Here is a 23147-nt window from a genome sequence, read left to right on the forward strand (position 1 = left end):
ACCGCCACCTGTGGCACCGCCGCCACCGAAGCCGATACCGCCAGTGCCCGAGGCGCCGGCCGCCAGTACCAACGCGGTAGCGTTGCAGCAAACGGTACCGGCGTACCCGCGCATGGCTCGCCAGGCCAAAATCGAGGGCTTCGTCACCCTTGACCTGGTGATCCGCCCCGATGGCTCGGTGGCGTCGGCAACCGTGGTCGAGGGCAAGCCACCGCGGTTATTCGATGAAGCCGCCATCAATGCGGTGAAAAACTGGAAATTCCAGCCGCGCATGGTAGGGGGCGTCGCCCAGGAGCAGCGGGCACGGCAAACGGTGCGGTTCGACCTGAAAAAGGCCGAGGGCTGACCCGCCAAGCGTAGCCCGCTGGGCGCACCGAACAAGGCCGCCGCCAGAACCTGGCGGCGGCCTGTTTTTGCTGGTGTGGTGCCTCAACAGTGGGCTGCGCATCATTGGCCGATGCCTTGTGCTGGTAAGCCGGATGGCCGTGCCTTGCCCGGCAACCACCGTTACGCGCCAAAGGCTCTGCGAGCTATTGTGCAGCGCACGAGTATTTCGCCCTGCACGCACTAAACTTTCGCGCTTCAAAACTTATTGGGAAAAATATACAACAGCATCGGCCATTCCAAGCTGGGCCGGCCGTTTCGCCGTCGCTGTTATTACCACGCCGAGGGCGGGCTAATTTTTCGACCAAACCCGCTTATATTTTGATATTTACGAACACCGAGCGGACCATTAGTTTGGTCCCCACACGGAAGCCGCAAACTTTCGACGGCGAATAATACCGGTAGTTAGCCTGGCGTCAGTGCCCCGTACTCGATCGAGTTAAACATCGGCGGATCCCATTTGCCAGGAGCCTCTAAAACAACTATTGCCTCCACCAAGACTGCAGGAGCCCGGCATGGGAGCGTTCACGTTCAACTACAAGCAACTGGGTATCGCGGTCGCCTTCGCGATCCCGACAATGTGTGCCGCTGCGCAAGGGGAAGAAACACCGGCCAGCACGGATGCCCCGGTCAAGCTAAAAGATTACACCGTCGAAGAAACCTACGACGACAACCTGGGCATCATGCCCAGCGCCACGGCCGGTGCCAGTGTATTCGGCCTGGACAAACCCCTGGTGGAAACGCCGCGGTCGGTCACCGAGGTGTCTGCGGAGCTGATCGAGAGTTACGGCCTGCGTGACATCAACGATCTGGTACGGATGACGCCTGGCGCCTACACCGGCTCCTACTTCGGCATCGCCGGCTCCCTGGCGTTACGCGGTGAAGAGGCCGATAACTACTTTCGCGGCATGAAGCGTGTGCAGAACTCCGGCAACTACACCACGCCGATTTCGGCCGCCAGCTCCGTAGACATCGTCCGCGGGCCTGTGCCGCCGATCTTCGGCGCCGGCAAGATCGGCGGTTACATGAACTTCACGCCCAAATCGGCAAAATCCGCCACCAGCAAATACATCGAGGAGCCGACCGGCGAGGTGGGCACCTCCGTCGGTTCGTACGACCAGTACAAGGTGCACGCCGAGGGCGGCATGCCGATCCAGATCGGTGAACACCGCGGGGGCGTCTACGGCTACTACGAGCAGGAAGATTCCAAGAGCTACTACGACTATGTCGAGCCACAGTCCAAGCTCGGCCAGTTGGCGTTCGATTTCGACCTCACCGACAACCTGCGCACCGAGTTTGGCGGCCAGTACCTTGACTCCGAGCGCATTCAAAACGCCGGTTGGAACCGCGTCACCCAAGACCTGATCGATCATGGCACCTACATCACCGGTTCGGCCTCGAGCCTGGTCACCCGGGGTGGCGAGTTGTACCCGGATAACGTGCGTACCGACATTGCATCCGGTGTGGGCTACCCCTCCGGCAGCGGCAATGCGCTGCTGGACGTCTCATGCTCCGGCGGCTATGCCAACTGCACCGTGCCCAACGACGGTGGCCTCGGCAAATTGACCAACCCGGGCACTACCAAACTCGACCATGACCAGACCATGACGTCCAAGGCGGACCGTGGCCACACCATCGTCAGGACGGGTTATTTCGACCTGATTCGCGATTTGGGCAACGGCGTCGAATTGAAGAACCAATCCTTCTACGAAAACATGGACCATTACAAATATTCGTCTTACGGCTTTACCGCCGACTTCGACTCCTACGTATGGGAAGACAAGCTCAGCCTCAGTTTCCCGATCACCTTGGGCGATGCCAGCCTGACCAACACAGTGGGCGTGAACTACCGCTATTACAACGGTATCGACAAGGAGGCCTACGGCGACGAGATTTTCGACCGCCGTGACCTGAGCGTCGGCGCCACAGCGAACGACAGCTTCGATTCGGGCCACACCGGGCTGGTAGAGGTCGCCCCAGGCCAGTACCAGCGCAACTACAGTTCGCAGAACTATTCGGTCACCAAAGACGCCGGCGCCTTCATGATGTCGGATATCCAGTGGCACAACTTCGACCTGACGTTGGGCTACCGTACCGATTACTACGACGTGAAGGCGTCGGAAAAAGCCCGCGGCACCGCCGGTAACCTAATCAGCGATGCCAACGATGATGGCAGTGCCGACTGGTACAGCGACACAGGCACCAAGGACTCGTTCAACATCAGCCTGTCGTACAAAACCCCATGGGGTGTGGTGCCGTACTTCACCTACGCGGAGCAAGGTGCCCTGGCCTCCAACTCGGCAGGCGGCGTGCCGGTGGAAAACGTGCAGAACGGCTCTTGGCTGCAAGACTCCAAACTGCGCGAGTTCGGCATCAAATACCAAAGCCCGGACAACAACGTCTACGCCAGCCTTGCGTATTTCGACCAAGACCGCAGCTACCAGGATGCCCAAAGCGGGTCCGACATCCTGGTTAACAGCAAAGGCTACGAAGCCGAGTTGCGTTGGCTGCTGAACCAGCACTTCTCCTTGAGTGCTACGGGCAGCAAAATGTCGGTACGTGAAAAAGGCGCGCCGTACACCGTGCTCAACACTGCGGCGGTGGCAGCGGCGCTGGGTGTAGACCCGTCCAGCCTGTATGGTTACCGGTTCTACGACTCGTCCGGCTCGGTCCTCGGCGGTGAATGGGACCGTGGCGGGGTGCCGGAATGGGTGGCCAGCCTGTACGGCAATTACACCCAGCCGCTGGGGCCAGGCCGTTTGAATAGCAGCTTGGGCTTCACCTGGGTCGATGCGCAATGGGCGGATAACCAGAAGCAGATCCGCTTACCGGCGTACACGGTATGGAATGGTTCGGTGGGCTACGACTACAAGAATTGGTCGACCTTGTTGAGCATCAACAACCTGTTCAACGAGAAATACTTCACCTCGGCCAACCTATTCGATTCGGTACTGGTGTTCCCTTCCGAACCACGCACCTACATGGCGTCGCTCAACTACAAATTCTGACCGCCCCAGCCCCGGGCAATCGGCAGCCAATACTGGATGGCGATCGCCCCGGCCTGTGCCCAGGAACCTTCATGCTGACTGTAGTCGTCACCCGTAAATATCATGAAACAGACGCGGTCTGCGTCATTGAACTGGCCGATGCCCAAGGGCGGCCGCTGCCACCCTTTAGCGCCGGCGCGCACATTGACCTGCACTTGGGTGAACAATGGGTTCGCCAATACTCACTGTGCAACGCACCCAGCGAACGCCACCGCTACGTGATTGCCGTGCAGCGCGACAGCCAATCGCGCGGCGGCTCGCGCTGGCTGCATGACCACCTGCAACGTGGGCAACTGCTTACGGCCAGCCCACCGCGCAATCACTTTACGCTGCACCCCAGCCCGGCTACCCATGTGTTGGTCGCGGCCGGTATCGGCATCACGCCGTTGCTGAGCATGGCCCATGCATTGGCGCAACGCGGTGACCCCTTCGAGTTGCACTACCGGACCCGCGGCGCCACCCGCGTTGCGTTACTGGCGCACCTGCAAGAGCATTTCGCCGGGCAACTGCAGCTGTACCCGGACCGGGCCAGCTTCACCCGCGCGGCATTGCCAGGCGCGGCGCGCCCCGACCGGCACCTGTATGTGTGCGGCCCGCCCGCCTTCATGGAGCAAATGCTAGGCACTTCCCGCGGCCTGGGCTGGGCCCCCGGTAACCTGCACCGTGAATACTTCACCAGCGCCGGGCACAGCCACGCGACCGAGGGTGCCTTCGAAGTACAAATCGCCAGCAGCGGCGCGATCTACCCGGTGGCGCCACACCAAAGCGTGTACGACGTACTCGCGGCCGCGGGTGTCGCGGTGCCGATATCTTGCGGCAAGGGGATCTGCGGCGCTTGCCTGACCGGTGTGCGAAGCGGCGTGGTGGACCATCGCGATCAAGTGCTCAGCGAAGAGGAGCAAGCGCGCAACGACCTGTTCACCCCGTGCTGCTCCCGCGCGCTCAGCGCGCGGCTGGTGCTCGACCTCTGAAAACCGGCCAGCGCCAGGCGGTCACTGTAGGCTCAAGGCCGCGTTCGGGGCCGTGACGCCAGGGGTGCCGCCCTGCCCTTGCGCGCCCGCGCACGGCGCCTCTTCCACCGATTGCAGGCTCCACTGGTCCAGCGCGACGCGCAGTTCTTCCAGGCAGATCAACGTGGCTTTGTTCGACGTACCTTCGGCTGCGATATAGCAGGCCAGCACCGCAGACTTGATAGTCACGTCACGAATCGGCACGTACACCAGATCCGGGCGCATCAGATCCGGCCCGGCCGACAACCTGACCTGGCAACCGATACCCAGCCCCTGGCCCACCATCACCGCGATGAACTCAAAAGAGTTGGCCACCACACTGAACATGGGTTTTACCGCCACGCGCGTGAATACCTGGTTGAACACGTGGTGCAGGGTCTGATCGCCGCTGGGGAAAATAAAACTCTCATCCACCAGGTCAGCCACGCGCACCGAGTCGCGATCGGCTAGCCGGTGGGACTTGTGCACGGTGATGCAGGTTTGCAGATCGTAGGAGACTACCCGCTGCAGCCCGCTCTGCTGCTCGAGGGCATAGCCGACGATGATATCCACTTCGCCGCGCATCATGATGTCGGCGAGCATGTTGGAATTGGCCACCACGATTTCGAAGGTGATACGCGGGTGCGCTTGGCGAAACGTGGCGAGAAACCCCGCCAGGAATTCCCTGGCCGCGGTTTCGTTGATGCCGATACGCACGTTACCGGTGTGCTCGCCTTGCAGGATGTCGATTTCCGAACGGGCGATGCTCAACTCTTTCATCGCCCGCTTGACGCGATACAGCAACGACTCGCCCGATGAGGTGAGGCGCAAGCCATTGCGGTCGCGCACGAACAACTTGGTGTCCAACTCTTGTTCGAGCAACTGGATTTGCCGGCGTATAGCAGACGCTGCAATATAGATGTTCTCTTCAGCCAGTTTGAAAGAGCCATGGCGAGCCACTTCGTAAAAGTACCGAAGCGCCGCGGTATTGACAAAGTGGGGGAGAAGTCCGAGTGTCATGGGTTGCCGTCTACCTGAGTCTGTGAATGACCAGCGAGAAGCTGTCGAACATGACAAGTTCACGCTCATGTTTCAGCACTGCACCTTCGCTGAGCACTCCCTTGACCGCCAGCTGTCGCGATACAACAACCTCCTTATCAGCAGGGTCGCATGCAGGTATCAGGCCAGTGACAAGTGTCACGCCATCGCCGGCGCCTTATCACCTTTGATCTGGATGCGATAACCCAGGCGCACATTGGGGTAGTAATCCCAGATGGCCTTGTGTTGGGTGCAGCGGTTATCCCAAAAAGCGATCGAGTTATCCCGCCATTGGAAGCGCACATGGAACTCCGGTTTCTGGCAATGGGCATATAAAAACCCGAGTATCGCTTCGCTTTCATCGCGCGGCAGGCCGTCGATGTGGGACGTCATCGCCTTGTTGACGAAAATCAGCGGGCGGCCCGTTTGCGGATGGCGCACCACGATAGGGTGCGAGTTCACCGGCGCGTCGGGGCCGAACACGCGGCGGCCATCGTGGGTAGCGGTCAACCCTTCGAGGTAGGTCTTCATCAATGGCGAAAGTGCCTCGTAAGCGGCATACATGCTGCCAAACAGGGTAGCCCCGCCGCCGTTTGGTGCAGTTTGGGTGATGTGCAGGATCGACCCCATCGGTGGCAGGGCAGCGCACGTTTGGTCGGAATGCCAATCCTCGCCGGCGACCTTCTTCGAGTGTTGATCGAAGTGCAACACGCGGACACCGGGAAATTCAGGCACGGGCTTGCTTTCGGTCGCCGGGCCGACATGGTGGTGGACGTCACCAAACTGTACCGCCAAGGCTAAGTGCTGGCCAAAGTTGATCGGTTGGTCGCGAAAAAAGATGACCTGGAATTCGGCGAGTGCCTGTTTCAACTCCATAACGACGGGCGCGGTCAACGGCGCGGTCAAATCGATATCATAAATTTCGGCACCGATATGGGGAGTGGTAGGAACCACACGAATACGCTGGTAGCTCATGAGCTGTTTCCCTAAAAATGTTTTTCACTGATGGCCACGGCAACCGCCATACCGGCTGCCCATGGAGAGCGGGCGCAAGGCCCCGCGCCGTGTGCTTAGTTTATGAGGTATTGAAGTACTGAAGAATGCTATTAACCGCAGAGAAATTAGGCACTCAATGCTCTATTTAATAGCGCGAGCGCCGCCGGCTATTATTGGGCGTTATCGACCGGTAGCATCACGCCCGGCCATTACAGGCTGGGATGGCGAAGGTGCCACGCGCAGGCTTGTTCGTACGCGTAGCCGGCCTGCAACAGGCTTTGTTCGCCCGTGCGGCGGCCAACCAATTGCATGCCCAGGGGTAAGCCCAGATCACCGAAACCGCAACACAGTGAAAGCGCCGGGTAATCGCCAAGGTTGAACGCAATCCCGAAACTCGGCGTTTCCAGAAAGCCCCACTCGTTGAGCTGCTCCAGGCGCGGCGCCTGCCCAGCCTGGATGGGCGCGATCAGTACGTCCACGGTGTGCATGGCGGCATCCAGTTGCGCGGTCAGGCGCTGGCGCTGCTCAAGCGCACGAACATAGTCGGCCGCCGAGAGCGTCGCACCCAACAGCAGCGCATCGTGCAAGGCCTGCCCATAGTCCTGCGGCCGGGTGCGTAGCCAATGCTGATGAAACGCGTAGGCCTCGCTGAGCAAGATGACCATTCCGGCGGCGTTCCAGTCGCGCAGCGGCGCCAGCGGCACATCGCTAACGCTGCACCCCAGGCCTGCGAATACCGCCAACGCCGCCTCGATAGCCTCGCGCCCCTGGGCCTGCAAGGGCGAGCCTTGGTTGAAGAACGAACGCGCCACGCCGATGCGCGGCGGCTTGGGCCAGCGCAATGCCAATGGCGGGGGCGGCCCAGGTGGCAGGGCCAGCGCCTGGTAAATCAATGCGCAGTCTTCGACGTTCCGCGCGATCGGCCCCAGCGCATCGAGGCTATCGGCCAGCGGCCAGGCGCCATGGCGCGGGATCCGCGCGCGGCTCGGCTTGAAGCCCACCACACCACACAGCGCCGCCGGGCTGCGCAGCGACCCGGCGGTGTCGCTGCCCAACGCCCCCGGCAGCATGCCGGCCGCCACCGCGACCGCGGCGCCACTGGAAGAGCCTCCGGCAAAATGCCGTGGGTTCCAGGGGTTACGCGCCACCGGCCCGCATTCACCCACCACCGGTGGCCCAAAGGCGAACTCGTGAGTGGTCAGCTTGCCCAACACAATGGCCCCCGCGGCCAGCAGGCGGTCGACCGCCCAGGCGTTGCGCTCGGGCACATAGCCGCGTAACTGCCGCGACTGGGCCAAGGTCGGTAGCCCGGCCACGTCGATCACATCCTTGATGCCCAAGGCAATGCCATGCAAGGGCCCGCGCCACTCACCGCGGGCGATGGCCGCGTCGGCCAATGCGGCGCTTGCTAACACGGCGTCGCCGCGCAGCGTGGCGAAGGCGCCCAATTGCGGCTGCAACCGGCTGGCCCGGTCAAGGCACGCCTGGGTGTACTCGACCGCACTGCAACGTCGCTCGCGGATCGCGCGGGATACCTGCGCAAGGCTCGCCTGCGGCTCAGGCGTCATCGGCAGAGGCCGCAGGCTGCACCGCGATTTGGCTGCGCTGGCGCAGGTGCTCGGTCATGGCCTGCAGGTGCTGGTAAGCGAGCACAAACCCCTCGAAACGTGCGGGGACCACGCCCAGGCCTTGCCGCGCAAGGTGCTCGTGCAACCATTGCGCCGCTTCGTCGTATTCAGGCATCGGCGCCGCGCCCCCGCCACACGCGATACTGTTCCCGTGATGCCTCGGTCGCTGGGTATAAACCGATGATGCTGCGCCCCTGAGCCACTTCGCTGGCCGCGAATTGTTCGTATTGGGTTTGCTCATAGGCTTGCTCGGCGATTTGGTCAGCGATGGCGATGGGGATGACTACGACGCCTTCGGCGTCGCCGACGATGATATCGCCCGGGTACACGGCGACATCGGCGCAGCCCACCGGGGTGTTTATGTCAACGGCCTGCAAAAAACCAAAGCTCGGCGCCGGCACTGCGCAGCGTTGATACGCAGCAAAGCCCAAGCGCTCGACCTGCACCGTGTCGCGAAAGCCACCGTCGGTGACGATGCCGGCGCAACCCCGCGCCTTGAGCCGCCCGATCAGCAAATCGCCGCACGAGCAGCCACGGGTTTCACCGCGCGTGTCCATGACCAGCACGGCGCCAGGCGGGCATTGCTCGAAAGCTTGCTGATGCACGTTCTGCGCAGTGCCATAAGTGTCCAGGCCACCCTGGTCGTCGCGCATGGGGACAAAACGCAAGGTGAAGGCCGGGCCCACCATGCGCGGCTGATCGCGGGTTACCGCGACGATGCCGGTCGGCACCGTTCGCCGCACACCCTGGCGATACAGGCAGGTGCTTAAGGTGGACACATTGACCTCGGCCAGCCGTTGCCGGTTGAGTTCGCTCAGGGCCATGCTCGGTTCTCCTCAAAGGCGTTCACAACGGAATGGCAAGCAAAGTGTCAACCTTCGACGAGTCGAGAATGACCACGCGCGACCGAAACAGGCACCGGCCATTTTCAAACACGATCTGGTCGGAGTATCGGCCGGTGGCGAACAGCGTTACCCGGCCATCAAGCATGGTCCGCACACAGATAAAACTGGTCTCCATGTGCAAGGTGCTGTCGGTCTGGTCGATCACTTTCGAGTCGGAAAGCACATGCCGGTAATAGTGCGGCTCGAAGATGTTGGCTTTTTCAATCGCCTCGACGCGGTCGTAAAGCATGGCTTGGTTGTCACAGAGCATGATCGACAGCGGCATGATCATTTCGTGGTTCTGCCGGGTGGTGATGCGATACAGGCACGGCTCGGTGAAGTAGGTCGGCCATTGGCTGACCGCGCCGTCATCGATGGTATAGGTGTAATCGGTAATTAATTGGCGCGCTTGTGCCACGGTAATGCCAGGGGTGACTGTGCCCATGATTGTTCCTTATAAACCCATCAATGCGCGGTAGCCGGTCCAGAAACCGCGCACACTGCCTTCTGAAACCCGCGACCCGGGAATGGGTTCGATACCGTGCCCGCCCATTTCCACCACGGCGGCTTTGTCCAGGCTGCCGGCGATGCCGCGCTGTACCAGGCCGCCGATCATGCCGTCTTCCATGGCGATCAACCCGGCCGGCCCCATCATGTTGGCCTGCTTGAGGCGGCCATTGGTTTTGGCCTCATCGTCGTCGGCGTAGCCAAAAGCGATCCAGCGCAGTTCAGACTCATGGGTGCCCACTGGCACGATGGTGCGAAAGGCCAGGCAGTTGCGCAGTTGCTGCAACACAAAGTTGGGAAAAATGGTTTGGATGGTCATCGACACACTGTCACCAAAATCATCCCAGATCGCCGTCATGGACGTGTCGCGCAGCCCAAAACCGTAGATATCCAATTCGGCCGAACGCATCTCGGCGTTCTGGTAAACGTCACCGCCAGTTTCGAAATTCATTTTCGAATAACTGATGTGCGACCAGCCGTTGTTACCCATTACGATGCCGCCCTCCATGGTCAGCCGGTCCTGTTTCATCACGCCGTTGAAGGCATGCAGGATCGAGGCGTGGTAGGGGTCTTTGACGTTTTCGATGTAGAGCTTCCAGTTCGACGGAATCGCTTGGCTGTACTGGCCCAGAAGGCGCAGGGGCCGGCCGCACACCCGGGCGATGTTAGCGATGAGGTCGGCGCCGACGTACTCCTCGAACGAGGGTGTTTGTTCGCTGAAGGTGCCGAAAATCAGGCCGTGCAACCGGTGCACGCGCAACACTTGCAAGCCATGCTCCGGCTTCTTGAAGGTCGAAGCCATGCCGCCCTTACCGCGCACACCGCGCTCAAAGGCAGCGGCAGTCATGTTGCCTTTTAGGTCAAAGCACCAGTTGTGGTAAATGCACATGAACCGTGAGACCTTCCCCGATGGCACGAAGGCCAGGGGGGTACCCTTGTGCGAGCAACGATTGACCATCGCACTGACTTCGCCATCGTCACCGCGCACGACGATAACCGGTGTTTCGCCCACCTGAGCCAACACATAGCAGCCCGGGTCGGGGATTTGCACCTCAAGCCCCAGGAAATGCCAAATCGGCCCGCGGAAAATAGCCTGTTGCTCGTGCTCGAATACGTCAGGGTCGGAATAGACAGCGAAGGGAATGCGGCGAACACCCTCCTGCGGCCAGGTGATCGATAAAGGGGGCGGTAGAGTTCTCAATGTGGCTTCCTATCTGCGCAACGCACTGCGAAAGACAGTCCTGGACTGACGTTGTGTGGCGCCTAAAGTAAGGCGTTGCCGCCCTAGCCTCCAACATCAAAAAATCTTCACACCCGCGCGAAAAAAGCGTGTTTGGCCGGTGGCCCGCCAGTGTGTTGACCCACACGTTCGCCCGAATATGGACCCTAGAAGGGTGTTGGGCGGGCGCCGTGATCGGCCAAATATTCAACGAACAGTGCCCGAGCCTGGTGGCGCGTGGGCTCACCGCTTGCACCTTTTTGATAAGCGCCACTGCCCACCCCACTTCACAACCTTTACGAGGCGCCTGCGGGGGGGGCACATCGACGCATGCCGCGGGGGCGCAACGGCTGGTCTTTCTCAGGGCACGCCGGGCAGGCCGTTGGGCTTGAAGCCCAGCAACGCGCGAAAGCGTTCGGCATACAGCGGCCATGCCTGGGGGTTGGCCAGCCGCGCTGGAGCGCGCCCGGCCAGCGTATCGATCACTTGGGCCGCCGCCCAACGCGCCATGTTTTCGCGAGCCTGGTGGGTAACGCCGGCGGTGTGATAGCGCGCCAGCACGTGGGGCATCGCCAACAGTGGATGATCCAGCGGCGGGGGCTCGACATCCCACACATCGATCCCCGCCCCGCCCAAATGCCCGCTACGCAGCGCCGCCACCAACGCCGCCTCGTCATGCAGGCCGCCCCGGGCGGTGTTGATGAATACGGCACCGGGTTTCATGGCCGCGAACACCTCGGCATTGAACAGCCCGATGCTCGAGGCATCCCGTAAGCAGTGCAGGGAAATGGCATCGCAGCGTCATCAAGGGCATTGAATCGGCCAGTGGCTATCACCGCCGGACCGCGCCCAACTCAAATTGGCGTTGCAGCAAGAGCAAGCGGCACACCAAGCCACCGTGCCGAACGGGGCGGGCATACCGTGCAAGCGCCCGCAATATCTGCTGCCCCGGCGATTGAAATGCCAGGCACGCTAGGCAGAACGACTCTCTGACGCGCGTGCACAAGAGACACGAGCGGTACAGCGCGCTGGCGCTTTGTTACAGCCCGTACACCCGAATGCGGGCGCAGTCTGCTTCCTCGCCTGTTTCGCCTTCGTTCGAAGCTATTTCGCACAGGGCCTAATACCAAAACGCCTCAAGCGATGCCAGGCGCTCGAACGCCGAAACCTTGGCCAACAGCGCGCCGGCACCGATACCGGCAGCGGTACTGCATTGTTCGGCCTTGATCGCCAGTTCGACAGTGCTTAACGGCGCATGGCTGGACCCTGGAACGTCCTGCTGGGTATAACGCAGCGTCTGCCCATCGAGCAGGGTAAGGCTCACGGTGGCCGGGGCGAAATCGTTGTCGTTGTGGGGGTCGACCCGCAGGTGCACCTTGTGCAGCAGGGCAATAATGTCTGGATCATGCAGCGCCTGCGGTTGCAGGTGCTCGAAGGTGATCGGGCCACGCAAGAACGTTGAAGCCAAGTGATACCGCAGGTTGTGCTGGGCGAGCATGCCGAGGTCGCCCTGCAGGTTGAACTCAGCGCCGACATAACGAAACATGAACGGCGATACGTAACCGACGATCTCCAGTACCTGATCCTCGCGCAGGTGGTGCAGGGCCTGAAGCTGCTCCAGCGCGGCGACGGCAGCTTGGCTGCACGCACAGATCGCGTAACGTTTAAGCGCGGTATCCAGCAGTTGCCAGTCCTGCCACAGGCCTTGGAACAGGCGTTTGTCATCACCGGACTGGTACAACGCGCGCAAGCCGAAACGGCCTTCCAAGGCCTGGCTCGGCGCTGTGGCGCCTGCCGCCGCCAGTTGCGCCGCGAACACGCCATTGCGCGCGGCGAACGCCGGCTGCAGGCGACGGCTGGCGACTGACTCGAGGCTCGCCTGCTGGGTACCGGCCGCTTGCGCCATCGCCAGGCCCAGCGCATGGGACATCTGCGCAGGCGGCAGTTTGAGCAACAGACCCGCGGCCACGGCGGCGCCAATGCCGCCATAAATCGCGGTATCCGCCCAGCCTGCAGCCTTGCCGATGGCCGAACGCGACAAGCGGCTGACCGTTTCGATAGCCGCCACAAACGCAGTGAGCAGTTCCCGGCTGCTGGCCCCTGTATGCTCGGCCATCGCCCAAGCAGCGGGCAGGCAAATCAGGTCGGCATGCACCTTGTAGTTGACGCTGTCATAACCCAGCGCACCGGCGTGCAGCGTGTTGACGAAGGCCGCCTCAACCGGCCCCATGCAAACGCCGCCCTCGACGAACCACAACCGCGAGCGGCCTATCGAGGCCGTTACCGCCGCGCGCAATTGCGTGCCCAGCGGGCTGGCCTGCCCGGCCGCAGCCACTAACAGCGTGTCGGCCATCAGCGCTTTGGCTTTATCGATCACGGTGACCGGCAAGTCATCATAGGCCAGTGCCGTCAGGCGCTGGGCCAAACGGGAAGTAATGGGTTCAGCGGGCATTGCCACATTCCGACAAACAAAGTCACTCACACATAACGTTTACCGCCGCCATCCACATAGAGGCCAGAGGCGTTGACGAACGCTGCGGCATCCGACAGCAGATACAGCACAGCACTGGCAACATCCTCTGGCTTGCCCGGCCCGGCGAGCGGGGTCTGCGGCTCGATGCTCTGTGGGCTCGCCTGCTGCAACGCCTGATAACGGGGCGAGGCGATCGGGCCGGGCGCCACCGCGTTGACGCGAACCCCTTGCGGCCCGTAGCGCCGGCCAAGGCCCTGGACCAGCAGGTCCAGCGCGGCATTGACGCTTGAACCGATAAAATGCTGCGGCGAAGGGTCGATCCCGCCGCGGCCGGTGATCAATACAATCGCGCCCTGGCCCATGGCGATCAGATGCGGCAGCACTGCCCTGACCGGCCGCACGCTGCCCAGCCATTTGGCCTCCAATACGCGATACCAATCTTCATCGGCCAGGGCGTGGAACTCACCGAAAGCGGCGACATTGCTGCTGGTGACCAGGCCATCGAGGCGGCCGAACCGGTCGATGATCCCGGCAGCAACATGGTCCACCGCCGCGCTGTCACCCACGTCCAGGGGCCAACTGAACACACCAGGCCACCCAGAAAAATGCGCCGTGGTGACCGAGCGCGATGAGGCGATCACCGTGGCCCCTTGCCTGGCCAGCGCCTCTACCGTAGCGCGGCCCAGGGCGCCGGTGGCACCGATTACCCAATACACGCGCTTGTCGAACCAGTGGCTCATGCTGCTACTCCCGGGCTATCGCGTTTTCCAGCGCCGCACCATGCCTGGTTTCAGATGCCTGATCCAAGACCCATTGTGTCTATCCAAATAACTGGCTGGGCCGCCGATTCAAAGGCCCTTTGCGGCATGAGCTTAGTGTTTTTATCTATTGGATCGGGCGTTAACGCCGGGCAATGCTCAGTGCCTTTGAATTCAGGAGGCCGCAATGGCCACGCTTTCCGCACAGTTGGCAGAACACGTCCATCACATGCGCTTCGACCAACTGCCGAGCGATGTCATCGAGCGGGCAAAGCTGACGTTGCTCGACACCTTGGCGGTGGCCTGGGCGGGTTTGGGTGCCAGCGGCAGCGGGCCCGTGCGGCAGTTGGCCGTGGCCTTGGGCGGGCGCCCGGATGCCACAGCCTGGGGCACCGCGCAGCGGCTGCCCGCAGCCGAGGCGGCGTTCGCCAATGGCGTGGCCGCCGCTGCGCTGGACTATGACGCTTTGCACGTGGCCGGCACGGTGCACGCCGATATCGTCGCCGTGCCAGCCTTATTGGCAGTGGCCGAACAGGTGCACGCTAGCGGTGAAGAATTTTTGGCCAGTTACGTCCTCGCGCAGGACCTGATCTGCCGCTTGGGTCTGTCGGTGACACGCTACGACGGCTGGTTCAACACCTCGGTACTGGGGGTTTTCGGCGCGGCGGCCGGCGCGGCACGGTTGTTGGGCCTGGGCAGCGAGGCAATCACCCACGCCCTGGGCCTGGCACTACCGCAGGCCGGCGGCACCCAACAACCCATGCTTGAGCAAAGCCAAACCAAGCGCCTGCAGTCGGCGTTTGCCGCGCGCGCGGGGGTGACGGCGGCGTTACTGGCCGCACAGGGCCTGAACGCACCGGCCCAGGCCCTGGAAGGTGATTACGGGCTGTTCAACAAGTACACCGGCAACAACGCCGCGGTGCTCTTACAGGGCCTGGGCAGCTATTGGACCGGCCAAGACATTACCATCAAGCGCTACCCCAACTGCGGTTGCAGCCATGCAGCCCTTGACCTCACCCTGGCCCTCATCGAGCAACACGGGCTAACGCCGAACACCGTCGACACGATCGAAGTCACCCTGCCGGCGTTTTCGCAACGCCTGGTGGGCGCGCCCTTCGTGCCCGCGGGCAATCCCCAGGTCAGCGCACAGTTCAGTGTGCGGTATGCGCTGGCCGTTGCACTGCGGGATCGCCAATTCGGCTTGCCACATATCGAAGCCGACGCCGCGCTGGACCCGGCCATTGCCGCCCTGGCGGCCAAGGTGCGGGTCAATACCGACCCACACGCCCAGGGCCGAATGTACCCGGTCAGCGTTACCCTCGGCGCCCAGGGCCAGCGCTATAGCCGGCGCGCCGAAGCAGCCAGCGCCAGCGTTATCGACAAGCAACAGGTGCTCGACAAGGCCCGTGCTTGCTTCGCCTATGCCTCGGCGCCCGACAGCGTCGCCACTGGCGAGGGTTTGATCGAGCGGGTGCTGACACTGGAAACGCTCAGCGACATACGCCAGTTGCTGGCGCCCACCGGCTGAACCGGATCATGCCTGCCGCTACAGGCGGGCCGAGGTATCATAGGCTTGGCCCAAGTGAAACTTGCCCACCGTGGCTGCCGTTTTGTCGAGGTTCTCGTGCAGGGTTTGCACGCGCAGGTCACGTATCGCCCGTGACAGCGGCGAATCGGCGGCGAATGCGCTGGAACCGGCGATCTGCGCGGCTTTGTCCATCACGCTCACGGCAACGCTCATAGCCTGGTACTTGGCGTTCATGGAGAACAGTTCAGCACGCTCGAAGGCCTTGCGCCGCCACAACGCGACCGCCCGATACACCAGCCAGCGCGCCGAATCGATGGCGATACGAATTTCACCGAGGCGCAGCTGGGCATAACCGTCTGCCGCCGTGCCGCGCTTGGGCAGATAATCCACGAGGATATCGAAGATACCCTCGCTGGCCCCCACGTACTGTATGGCAAAGCTCAGATGGGACTTGGTCTGCCAATGGTCGCGGGGGAAAATACCGGGCGCCCCCAACACGTTGTCGGCCGCCACGAACACGTCATGGAGTTCAACCTCCGGGCTGTGGGCTGCCCGCATGCCCATCGGGTTCCACGAGTGGGGACGCACCACTAGCCCTGGCGCACCGCGCGGCACCATCAAACCAATATGGCCCTCCGGTTGCGGTACATCCTTGATCACCGCGTAGAGAATGTTGTAGCTCACGTCGTCGGCCAAGGTCGCGTAGTTTTTCAACCCGCTGACCCGGTAGCCACCCGGCACCGGGGTCGCTACCGTTTGCAAACCATACAAGCCCCGGGCCGTGCGCCCCGGTTCGCTGCCGGTGGCATTGAGCAGTTCTCCCTGCTCCAGCACCGGCCGCAGGATTCTTTCTCGCTGCTCGTCGGTGCCGATCTGGTCGACCATATGCGCGGCATTGTAGTGAATGTGGACGCTCTGGGCCGTCGACAGGCAATAACGGGCCGCCTGCTCGACCACCAGCAAGGAAATCAACGGGTCTTCACCCAAGGCGCCGCCACCGCCGCCGCCCAATGACTTGCTGATACTGAGCCCCAGCAACCCGGCATCGAACAGATCCCGCAGGTTTTCACGGGGTAGCTCGGCACGCTCATCGTAGCCTTGGGCACGTGGGGCGAAGCGCGAACGCCCCAGTTCACCGACGATATCGTAGACCCGTTGGTGGGCCTGCTCGTATTCAAAATCCATGGGGCACTCGTTGTCCAAAAAAAGGGGGGCGGCCTATGCTGCCGTGGCGCGGTTACTGCGCGTAACCGGGGTCGTCCCGATCGATCTTGCGCCGAAAGGCGTTCCATTCCGTAATGGCGCCCGGCGACCAACTGTTTTCGGTGTACAGCTTCAGGCCGAACTCGGCCGCCTGTTCGATCCATTCAGGCTCGACCACCTTGAGCTTGGCGCCGCTGGACTGTGCCGCCAACTGAATCTGGCAAGCGCGCTCCACGCGGACCACGAATGAATAGGCCTCGCCGAGGGTGGCGCCGGCGACCAAGGTGCCGTGGTTCTGCAGAAAAAGTACGGTCTGCTCGCCCAGCGCCGCAGCCATGCGCGCGCACTCGTCGCGGTCCAGTTTGACGCCGGTGAAAGGGTAATAACGCACGCGGCCACGAATGATCATGGCGTTCTGGGAAATAGGCAGCAGCCCTTGCTCCTGGGACGCCACCGCCACACCCGCCACGGAGTGCAGGTGCACCACCGCATTGACGTCGGGGCGCGCGGCGTAAATGCCGCCATGAATAACATCGGCCGCCGGGTTGACGTTATAGCCGTTGTCGCCGATGACCTTGCCTTCAAGGTCTATCTTGACCAGCGATGAGGCGGTGATTTCCTCGAACAGCAAGCCATAAGGGTTCACCAGGAATTGATCGGTGGTGCCGGGCACGCGAGAGGAAAAATGCGTGCCCAAGAGGTCATGCCAACCCTGGGCGGCAGCCAGCCGATAGGCGGCTGCCAAGTCCAACCGGGCCAGCCATTCGGCCTCGGGAATATGGCCCGGTGCGGGGTAATGCCGGGTGAGCCCGGCGTTGCAGGCGATGCTGGTCACGGTGATGTCCTCTGCAGCGAAACGGTTTGGGTAGGGTTAGTCCAGCTTGGCGCCGGTCTGGGCGACCACGGCGCCCCAGCGTTGGTTTTCGCTGGCGATGAGCTTGGCAAAGTCCTCTGGGCTGCCACCGAGCACATCGACGCCCGCGGCGCGCAGCTTCTCGATAACAGCCGGCTTCGCCAGGCTTTTGGCGATCGCCGCGTTAAGTTGCGCAACGATCGCCGGCGCGGTGCCGGCCGGGGCCAGAACCCCGTGCCAGGAGCGTGCATTGACGTTCGGCAGGCCCGCTTCGGCAAAGGTCGGAACGCCGGGCAACTGATCGGTTTTGTCCGACACTGCCAACGCCCTCACCCGGCCCGATTTGATGTACTCCAGTGAGGACGACAGGTTGTCGATACTGAAATCCAACTGCCCGCTGAGCAGATCCACCAACATCGGGCCGGCGCCTTTGTAGCCCACTGTCAGCCACCGCGCACCGGTTTCGAACTGGAGCTGTTCGGACAACAGATGGGGCAAAGAACCATACCCGCCCAGGCCGAAATTGAGTGTGCCCGGGTTGTGTTTGGCCAGGTCGAGAAATTGCGGCAAGGTCTTGGCCGGCAAGCTGTCTTTCACTTCCAGCACATAGGGGCCGCCACCGACCACCGCGATAGGTGCAAAAGAGGTCAGCGGGTCATAGGGCATGTTGTCCATCATCTTCACGGTCACCGCCAGCATGGCCGAGTTGCCCAATAGCAACGTGTAGCCGTCCGCTTTGGCGGCAGCGACTTGCGCATGCCCGAGCAGGCCATTGGAGCCTGGCCGGTTTTCCACCACCACCGGTTGGCCGATCTCGGTGCTCAGTTCCGTAGCGACGATTCGCGCGACGATATCCGTCTGGCCACCGGGGGGGTATGGGGCAACCAGTTTCACCGGGTGATCGGGATAAGCGGCCAGCGCGCTGGCGCTTAACACGGTGGCCAGTGCCAGCGCCAACGCCTTCAGCGGGCGCTTAACATTACGCATCGAATACATCCTGGCGTTCTTCCTGCGAGGCAAATGGGCGCAAAAGTATTAGCAGAAAAAAAACGCCGCGGCTTAGTACATTTAGGCCTGTTGTTATGCGCTTGAACAGCCGCTTTTTCGCCCCTTCCAGCGTTAGGTAGTTAGCATCAAATGAACTAATAAGTTGCTCGACGCGTTCCCTATACTCGCGTTCTTTTCAAACCGACGGACACTGTAATGAACCACCGCAGAGCCTCTTGGAAAACTTGGCTCATCGCCTTGGGTACGGCATTGACCTTGGGTAGCCTGGCGAGCAACGGCCAGGCAGCGAGCAACGGCCAGGCAGCGGGCAATGCACAGGCCGACTTCCCAAACAAGCCGATCAAAATCATTGCCACCTACCAACCGGGCGGGACCAACGACATCATGGCGCGGCTAGCCGCCGACATCTGGAGCAAGGCCTTCAACGTGCCCGTGGTGGTCGAGAACCGCACGGGCAGCAGCGGCAACCTGGGCACGGGCCTGGTGGCCAAGGCCAAACCCGATGGCTATACCCTACTGGCCGGGACGTTCGGGCCGATCACCACCAGCCCGACGTTGTATCCCGACCTGCCGTATGACCCCCTCAAAGACTTCGCCCCCGTGGGCCGCCTGGCCACGGTGCCCAATGTGATTTTCGTCAACCCCAGCTTGCCCGCCAATAGCCTGGGGGAGCTGATAGCGTTGTCCAAGCGCCGCGCAGAACCGTTGAAGTTCGGCATCGTCTACGGCGGCACCCCACAGTTTCTAGTGGCCAAGCTGCAGCGGACCACCCACCTCAACTTGCTGGAAATCCCCTACAAGGGCGGTACCTCAGCACTCAATGATCTGATCGGCAACCACCTGGACCTGTACATCGACAACTTGCCCCTGGTGTTGCCGCAGATTCGTGGCGGCACGGTCAAGGCCCTGGCCGTGGCCAGCCAGCAACGCTCGCCACAACTTCCGGACGTGCCGACCACCGCCGAAGCGGGCTACCCGGACGTCGAGGTATCGGCCTGGCACGGCATCCTGGCCCCGGCTGGCACCCCGCCGCAGGTCATCGAAAAGCTCAACCAAACGTTGGTCGCGGCGCTGCACACGCCCGAGGTTCGCGAACGCATCGAACGCCAGGGTGGCACTGTGATCGCCGACAGCCCCGAACAGTTTGCCGCCTTCATCCGTAGCGAAGTGCCGCGCTGGGCGAGTGTGATTCACCAGAACAACATCACTGCAAATGAATGACTGAGCAATGACATCAAGCGCCCTGGAGGCCCCATGAACCTGGCGAGTAAAACCAATTTTTACGCCGGCCTGCTATTCGCCGGCATCGGCTTGGCGGCGCTGGTACTGGGCCGTGGTTATGCAATGGGCACCGCCGCGCGAATGGGTCCTGGCTATTTTCCGACGCTGCTGGCCGGGCTGTTGCTGGTGCTGGGGCTGGTCATCGGCGTGCGCGCGTTCTGGCAAGAAGGCCCGCAGCCAAGGCCCTTCAAACCGATGCCGTTGGTCGTCATGACAGTATCGGTGGTGCTGTTCGCGCTGCTGGTCGATCGGTTGGGCATTGCCGTGGCCACCGTCATCCTCACCGTGGGTGCGCGGCTGGCTGCGCCGCAGCGGCGCTGGCTGGAGGTGGTGCTGCTGGCGCTGGCCCTCAGTGCCGCGGCGGTGGTGATCTTCGGCTACGGCCTGGGTATCCCTTTCGTGTTGTGGCCGTTCTAGTGCTTCTTACTGATCCAAAGGCAGGCAGCGACTATGCATATGCTTGATAACCTCGCCATGGGGTTCGGCGTTATCTTTACCGCCAACAACCTGCTCTATTGCCTGTTCGGCGCCATCCTCGGCACTCTCGTGGGCATCCTGCCGGGGCTCGGCCCCGCCGCCACCATCGCCATGCTGCTGCCCAGTACCTATGCGCTCGGCCCGCAAGCTTCACTGATCATGTTGGCGGGCATCTATTATGGCGCGCAGTACGGTGGCTCGACGACGGCCATCCTGGTCAACCTCCCCGGCGAGTCGTCGTCGGTGGTCACTTGCCTGGACGGCCACCAGATGGCATTGCAAGGGCGCGCGGGCCAGGCCTTGGCCACGGCGGCATTGGGATCGTTCTTCGCCGGATGCTTCGCAACGTTGCTCATCGCCGCTTTCGCGCCGCTGCTCAGCGAGGCGGCCCTGGCGTTCGGCCCGGCTGAATATTTCTCGCTGATTTTGCTCGGGCTTATCGCGGCGGTGATTCTGGCCAGCGGCGATGTGCTCAAGGCGATCGCCATGGTGACCCTGGGGTTGCTACTGGGCTGCGTCGGCGCCGACCTCAACAGCAATGCGCAACGGTTTACCTTCGGCTTGCCGGAGCTCGACGATGGCTTGGACTTCGTTGCGGTGGCAATGGGCGTGTTCGGTATCAGTGAGATACTGGTCAACCTGCAGCAACCCGGCGGTGCGCGCACGGTCAACCGTGACAGCATCAAACGCCTGTGGTTGAGCCGCGAGGAGTTCAAGCAGATTACCTGGCCGACGATTCGCGGCACGTTGATCGGTTCGCTGTTGGGCATCCTGCCCGGCGGCGGCGCGCTACTGGGGTCGTTCGCGTCTTATTCCATCGAGAAAAAAATCGCCCGGGCCCCTTCCCGCTTCGGCAAGGGGGCGATCGAAGGCGTCGCCGCGCCAGAATCGGCGAACAACGCCGGCGCGCAGACGTCGTTCATCCCACTGCTGACGCTGGGCATTCCGTCAAACGCGGTGATGGCGCTGATGGTCGGCGCGCTGATGGTCCAGGGCATAGCGCCGGGGCCGCAATTGATCAGCGAGCAACCGGCGCTGTTCTGGGGTGTGATCGCCAGCATGTGGGTGGGCAACGCGATGTTGATCGTGCTCAATCTGCCGTTGATCGGCATCTGGATCCGCCTGCTGTCGGCGCCGTACAAGCTGCTGTACCCGACGATCCTGTTGATCTGCTGCATTGGTGCGTACAGCCTGGAAAACAGCGCGTTCTCGATATTGGTGGTCGCGGTGTTCGGCGTGCTCGGTTACGTTTTCTACCTGCTGGAGTGCGAGGCGGCACCCTTCATGCTGGGTTTTATCCTGGGCCCGCTGCTGGAGGAATATCTACGGCGCAGCCTGCTGATCGCACGAGGCAACCCGCTGGAGGTGGTCAACCACCCTATCGCGCTGGTGTTTCTGCTGGTGTCGCTGGCATTGGTGCTGCTGATCCTGTTGCCCAACTTTCGCCGGGTGCGGGTAGAGGCGTTCCAGGAGGAATGAGCGGCCTGCTGCAGCGGTGGCGATGGGTGCCGCCGCAGGCCAGTTTCAGGTATTGGCGTAGCGGCTCTGAACCCGCTCCAGGCCCAAGTGGTCACGCAGGGTTTTGCCTTGGTATTCCCGCCGGAACAGCCCGCGGCCTTGCAGAATCGGCACTACCAGGCGGGCAAAGTCATCAAAGGCGCCTGGGAAAAACGGCGCCATGATGTTGAACCCATCTGCCGCGCCGGCTTCGAACCATTGTTGAAGGCCATCGGCTATTTGCTCTGGGGCACCGATCAGAATCTTGTGGCCAAAGGCATTCGCCACCAATTGATACAGCTGGCGAATACTCAGCCCTTCACGCCGGGCCTTTTCCAGCAGCAGGCGCTGGCGGCTTTGGTGCCCCTGAGTGTGGGCCAGGGTTGGCAGAGGCCCGCCCAACGGGTAAGCGCTGAGGTCGACGCCGATCATGCTGTTGAGCTGGGCCATGCCAATGTCCTCGTGCACCAGCGCATCGAGTTCCCGTGAGCGCTGCCATGCCGCTTCTTCGGTTTCACCAACGATCACGAATACCCCAGGCATCACCTTCACCCGCAAGGGGTCGCGCCCCTGCTCTGCCACTTGGCGCTGCAGACCACGGCGAAAAGCGACGGCCTGTTCGAGGGTGTCGGCAGCGCTGAACACCACATCGGCGGTACGCGCGGCTAGCCGCTGGCCATCTTCGGAGGCACCGGCCTGGAACAACACAGGGTGCCCTTGTGGAGTACGCTCGACGTTCAGCGGCCCACGCACCGAGAAGTGTTCGCCACGGTGGTGCAGGTAATGCAGGCGCTCGGTATCTACATAGATACCCTCAGCCTTGTCACGCACAAAGGCGTCGTCGTCCCAACTGTCCCAGAGGCCCTTGACCACAGCGATGAATTCTTCGGCGCGGGCATAGCGCAGGTCATGTGCCAGGTGCTTCTCGCGGTTGAAGTTGACCGCCTCGCTGTCGGTAAATGAGGTGACCGCATTCCAGCCTGCTCGCCCCTGGCTGATGTGGTCGAGCGAGGCGAACTTGCGGGCGATATGGTAGGGCTCGTTGTAGGTGGTCGAGGCGGTGGCCACCAGGCCGATACGCTCGGTGCCCACCGCCAGGGCCGAGAGCAGCGTGAGCGGTTCGAGCTGGGCGATGTGATGGGAGCGCCGTAACGACTGCGGGCCACCGCGTTCGCGAATGCCCACCGAATCGGCAAAAAAGAGCAGGTCGAAACGAGCCTGTTCGGCGCTGCGCGCAAGGTGCTGGAAAAAGGCCAGGTCGTGGCCACCATCGGCGCGGGCGTGTGGGTGGCGCCAGCCGCCGACGTGATTGCCCGTGGCCATGATTACGGCGCCCAAGTGCATCTGTTCATTATGCTGGGTCATGGAAGTAGTTTC

At 62.3% G+C, this 23147-nt stretch carries 21 protein-coding genes; 7 read left to right on the forward strand and 14 right to left on the reverse strand.

Going from position 1 to position 23147, the window contains the following annotated elements:
• The 3 genes from HAQ05_RS23975 to HAQ05_RS23985 form a co-directional block, all read left to right on the forward strand.
• Positions 1 to 346 (forward strand): energy transducer TonB (locus HAQ05_RS23975; RefSeq protein ID WP_190425596.1); only part of this gene is annotated, 346 nt, incomplete at its 5' end.
• Between the two features lie 553 nt (positions 347 to 899).
• Complete coding sequence (locus HAQ05_RS23980; RefSeq protein ID WP_190425599.1) at positions 900 to 3392, forward strand: TonB-dependent siderophore receptor; 2493 nt, start codon at positions 900 to 902, stop codon at positions 3390 to 3392.
• A gap of 71 nt (positions 3393 to 3463) precedes the next feature.
• A complete protein-coding gene (locus tag HAQ05_RS23985) occupies positions 3464 to 4402 on the forward strand; it encodes a PDR/VanB family oxidoreductase (RefSeq protein WP_190425602.1) in 939 nt (312 codons plus the stop codon).
• Between the two features lie 21 nt (positions 4403 to 4423).
• On the opposite strand, the gene HAQ05_RS23990 is transcribed toward HAQ05_RS23985, so the two are convergent.
• The 10 genes from HAQ05_RS23990 to HAQ05_RS24035 all read right to left on the reverse strand — a co-directional run bounded on the left by HAQ05_RS23990 (position 4424) and on the right by HAQ05_RS24035 (position 13905).
• On the reverse strand, positions 4424 to 5440 hold the full coding sequence (locus tag HAQ05_RS23990; protein WP_190425605.1) for a LysR family transcriptional regulator: 1017 nt from the start codon (positions 5438 to 5440) through the stop codon (positions 4424 to 4426).
• A gap of 177 nt (positions 5441 to 5617) precedes the next feature.
• Entirely contained in the window at positions 5618 to 6433 is an 816-nt protein-coding gene (locus tag HAQ05_RS23995) for a TauD/TfdA dioxygenase family protein (RefSeq protein ID WP_190425617.1), read from the reverse strand.
• Between the two features lie 230 nt (positions 6434 to 6663).
• Positions 6664 to 8022 carry an amidase gene (locus tag HAQ05_RS24000; RefSeq protein WP_190425620.1) on the reverse strand — a complete coding sequence of 453 codons (1359 nt, stop codon included), beginning with the start codon at positions 8020 to 8022 and terminating at the stop codon, positions 6664 to 6666.
• Complete coding sequence (locus tag HAQ05_RS24005; RefSeq protein ID WP_190425623.1) at positions 8012 to 8197, reverse strand: hypothetical protein; 186 nt, start codon at positions 8195 to 8197, stop codon at positions 8012 to 8014. The genes HAQ05_RS24000 and HAQ05_RS24005 overlap by 11 nt, the downstream gene beginning before the upstream one ends.
• Positions 8190 to 8906 carry an RraA family protein gene (locus HAQ05_RS24010; RefSeq protein WP_190425626.1) on the reverse strand — a complete coding sequence of 239 codons (717 nt, stop codon included), beginning with the start codon at positions 8904 to 8906 and terminating at the stop codon, positions 8190 to 8192. Before HAQ05_RS24010 ends, HAQ05_RS24005 begins: the two co-directional genes overlap by 8 nt.
• Before the next feature lie 22 nt (positions 8907 to 8928).
• Positions 8929 to 9411 carry an aromatic-ring-hydroxylating dioxygenase subunit beta gene (locus HAQ05_RS24015; protein WP_190425628.1) on the reverse strand — a complete coding sequence of 161 codons (483 nt, stop codon included), beginning with the start codon at positions 9409 to 9411 and terminating at the stop codon, positions 8929 to 8931.
• Between the two features lie 9 nt (positions 9412 to 9420).
• Complete coding sequence (locus tag HAQ05_RS24020; RefSeq protein WP_190425638.1) at positions 9421 to 10674, reverse strand: aromatic ring-hydroxylating oxygenase subunit alpha; 1254 nt, start codon at positions 10672 to 10674, stop codon at positions 9421 to 9423.
• 378 nt (positions 10675 to 11052) lie between these two features.
• The gene (locus tag HAQ05_RS24025; protein WP_190425745.1) at positions 11053 to 11481 is read right to left on the reverse strand and encodes an NAD(P)-dependent oxidoreductase; all 429 of its coding nucleotides are present in this window, start codon (positions 11479 to 11481) and stop codon (positions 11053 to 11055) included.
• A gap of 331 nt (positions 11482 to 11812) precedes the next feature.
• Positions 11813 to 13144, reverse strand: a complete 1332-nt coding sequence (locus HAQ05_RS24030) for an MmgE/PrpD family protein (protein ID WP_190425641.1) — start codon at positions 13142 to 13144, stop codon at positions 11813 to 11815.
• A gap of 26 nt (positions 13145 to 13170) precedes the next feature.
• The gene (locus HAQ05_RS24035; protein ID WP_190425645.1) at positions 13171 to 13905 is read right to left on the reverse strand and encodes an SDR family NAD(P)-dependent oxidoreductase; all 735 of its coding nucleotides are present in this window, start codon (positions 13903 to 13905) and stop codon (positions 13171 to 13173) included.
• A gap of 205 nt (positions 13906 to 14110) precedes the next feature.
• Here HAQ05_RS24035 and HAQ05_RS24040 point away from each other — a divergent pair, with 205 nt between their 5' ends.
• Positions 14111 to 15451, forward strand: coding sequence for an MmgE/PrpD family protein (locus tag HAQ05_RS24040; RefSeq protein ID WP_190425648.1), 1341 nt, complete (start codon positions 14111 to 14113; stop codon positions 15449 to 15451).
• Between the two features lie 18 nt (positions 15452 to 15469).
• Here the strand turns inward: HAQ05_RS24040 and HAQ05_RS24045 are convergent, their stop codons facing one another.
• The 3 genes from HAQ05_RS24045 to HAQ05_RS24055 are packed head-to-tail and all read right to left on the reverse strand — an operon-like array spanning position 15470 to position 18494.
• Entirely contained in the window at positions 15470 to 16636 is a 1167-nt protein-coding gene (locus HAQ05_RS24045; protein WP_190425651.1) for an acyl-CoA dehydrogenase family protein, read from the reverse strand.
• A gap of 52 nt (positions 16637 to 16688) precedes the next feature.
• Complete coding sequence (locus HAQ05_RS24050; RefSeq protein WP_190425654.1) at positions 16689 to 17489, reverse strand: class II aldolase/adducin family protein; 801 nt, start codon at positions 17487 to 17489, stop codon at positions 16689 to 16691.
• 36 nt (positions 17490 to 17525) lie between these two features.
• Complete coding sequence (locus HAQ05_RS24055; protein WP_190425657.1) at positions 17526 to 18494, reverse strand: Bug family tripartite tricarboxylate transporter substrate binding protein; 969 nt, start codon at positions 18492 to 18494, stop codon at positions 17526 to 17528.
• A 216-nt stretch (positions 18495 to 18710) separates the two neighbouring features.
• Here HAQ05_RS24055 and HAQ05_RS24060 point away from each other — a divergent pair, with 216 nt between their 5' ends.
• From HAQ05_RS24060 to HAQ05_RS24070, 3 genes are read left to right on the forward strand one after another with little or no spacing between them, the layout of a single operon-like run.
• Positions 18711 to 19736, forward strand: a complete 1026-nt coding sequence (locus HAQ05_RS24060) for a Bug family tripartite tricarboxylate transporter substrate binding protein (protein WP_190425660.1) — start codon at positions 18711 to 18713, stop codon at positions 19734 to 19736.
• Between the two features lie 33 nt (positions 19737 to 19769).
• Positions 19770 to 20213, forward strand: a complete 444-nt coding sequence (locus tag HAQ05_RS24065; RefSeq protein WP_190425662.1) for a tripartite tricarboxylate transporter TctB family protein — start codon at positions 19770 to 19772, stop codon at positions 20211 to 20213.
• Positions 20214 to 20246: 33 nt separating this feature from the next.
• On the forward strand, positions 20247 to 21752 hold the full coding sequence (locus tag HAQ05_RS24070) for a tripartite tricarboxylate transporter permease (protein WP_190425664.1): 1506 nt from the start codon (positions 20247 to 20249) through the stop codon (positions 21750 to 21752).
• Between the two features lie 45 nt (positions 21753 to 21797).
• Here HAQ05_RS24070 and HAQ05_RS24075 read toward each other — a convergent pair whose 3' ends face one another.
• A complete protein-coding gene (locus tag HAQ05_RS24075; RefSeq protein WP_190425667.1) occupies positions 21798 to 23135 on the reverse strand; it encodes an LLM class flavin-dependent oxidoreductase in 1338 nt (445 codons plus the stop codon).
• Positions 23136 to 23147: the final 12 nt, after the last annotated feature.

The sequence above is a fragment of the Pseudomonas typographi genome, assembly GCF_014694385.1.
Classification (GTDB): domain Bacteria; phylum Pseudomonadota; class Gammaproteobacteria; order Pseudomonadales; family Pseudomonadaceae; genus Aquipseudomonas; species Aquipseudomonas typographi.

Coding starts and splice junctions, on each gene's coding strand:
- HAQ05_RS24000 (WP_190425620.1), bottom strand. CDS start 8,022: ATGACGCCTGAGCCGCAGGCGAGCCTTGCGCAGGTATCCCGCGCGATC.
- HAQ05_RS23985 (WP_190425602.1), top strand. CDS start 3,464: ATGCTGACTGTAGTCGTCACCCGTAAATATCATGAAACAGACGCGGTC.
- HAQ05_RS24015 (WP_190425628.1), bottom strand. CDS start 9,411: ATGGGCACAGTCACCCCTGGCATTACCGTGGCACAAGCGCGCCAATTA.
- HAQ05_RS23995 (WP_190425617.1), bottom strand. CDS start 6,433: ATGAGCTACCAGCGTATTCGTGTGGTTCCTACCACTCCCCATATCGGT.
- HAQ05_RS24040 (WP_190425648.1), top strand. CDS start 14,111: ATGGCCACGCTTTCCGCACAGTTGGCAGAACACGTCCATCACATGCGC.
- HAQ05_RS24005 (WP_190425623.1), bottom strand. CDS start 8,197: ATGCCTGAATACGACGAAGCGGCGCAATGGTTGCACGAGCACCTTGCG.
- HAQ05_RS24075 (WP_190425667.1), bottom strand. CDS start 23,135: ATGACCCAGCATAATGAACAGATGCACTTGGGCGCCGTAATCATGGCC.
- HAQ05_RS24070 (WP_190425664.1), top strand. CDS start 20,247: ATGCATATGCTTGATAACCTCGCCATGGGGTTCGGCGTTATCTTTACC.
- HAQ05_RS24065 (WP_190425662.1), top strand. CDS start 19,770: ATGAACCTGGCGAGTAAAACCAATTTTTACGCCGGCCTGCTATTCGCC.
- HAQ05_RS24055 (WP_190425657.1), bottom strand. CDS start 18,494: ATGCGTAATGTTAAGCGCCCGCTGAAGGCGTTGGCGCTGGCACTGGCC.
- HAQ05_RS24045 (WP_190425651.1), bottom strand. CDS start 16,636: ATGGATTTTGAATACGAGCAGGCCCACCAACGGGTCTACGATATCGTC.
- HAQ05_RS23980 (WP_190425599.1), top strand. CDS start 900: ATGGGAGCGTTCACGTTCAACTACAAGCAACTGGGTATCGCGGTCGCC.
- HAQ05_RS24035 (WP_190425645.1), bottom strand. CDS start 13,905: ATGAGCCACTGGTTCGACAAGCGCGTGTATTGGGTAATCGGTGCCACC.
- HAQ05_RS24010 (WP_190425626.1), bottom strand. CDS start 8,906: ATGGCCCTGAGCGAACTCAACCGGCAACGGCTGGCCGAGGTCAATGTG.
- HAQ05_RS24060 (WP_190425660.1), top strand. CDS start 18,711: ATGAACCACCGCAGAGCCTCTTGGAAAACTTGGCTCATCGCCTTGGGT.
- HAQ05_RS24030 (WP_190425641.1), bottom strand. CDS start 13,144: ATGCCCGCTGAACCCATTACTTCCCGTTTGGCCCAGCGCCTGACGGCA.
- HAQ05_RS23990 (WP_190425605.1), bottom strand. CDS start 5,440: ATGACACTCGGACTTCTCCCCCACTTTGTCAATACCGCGGCGCTTCGG.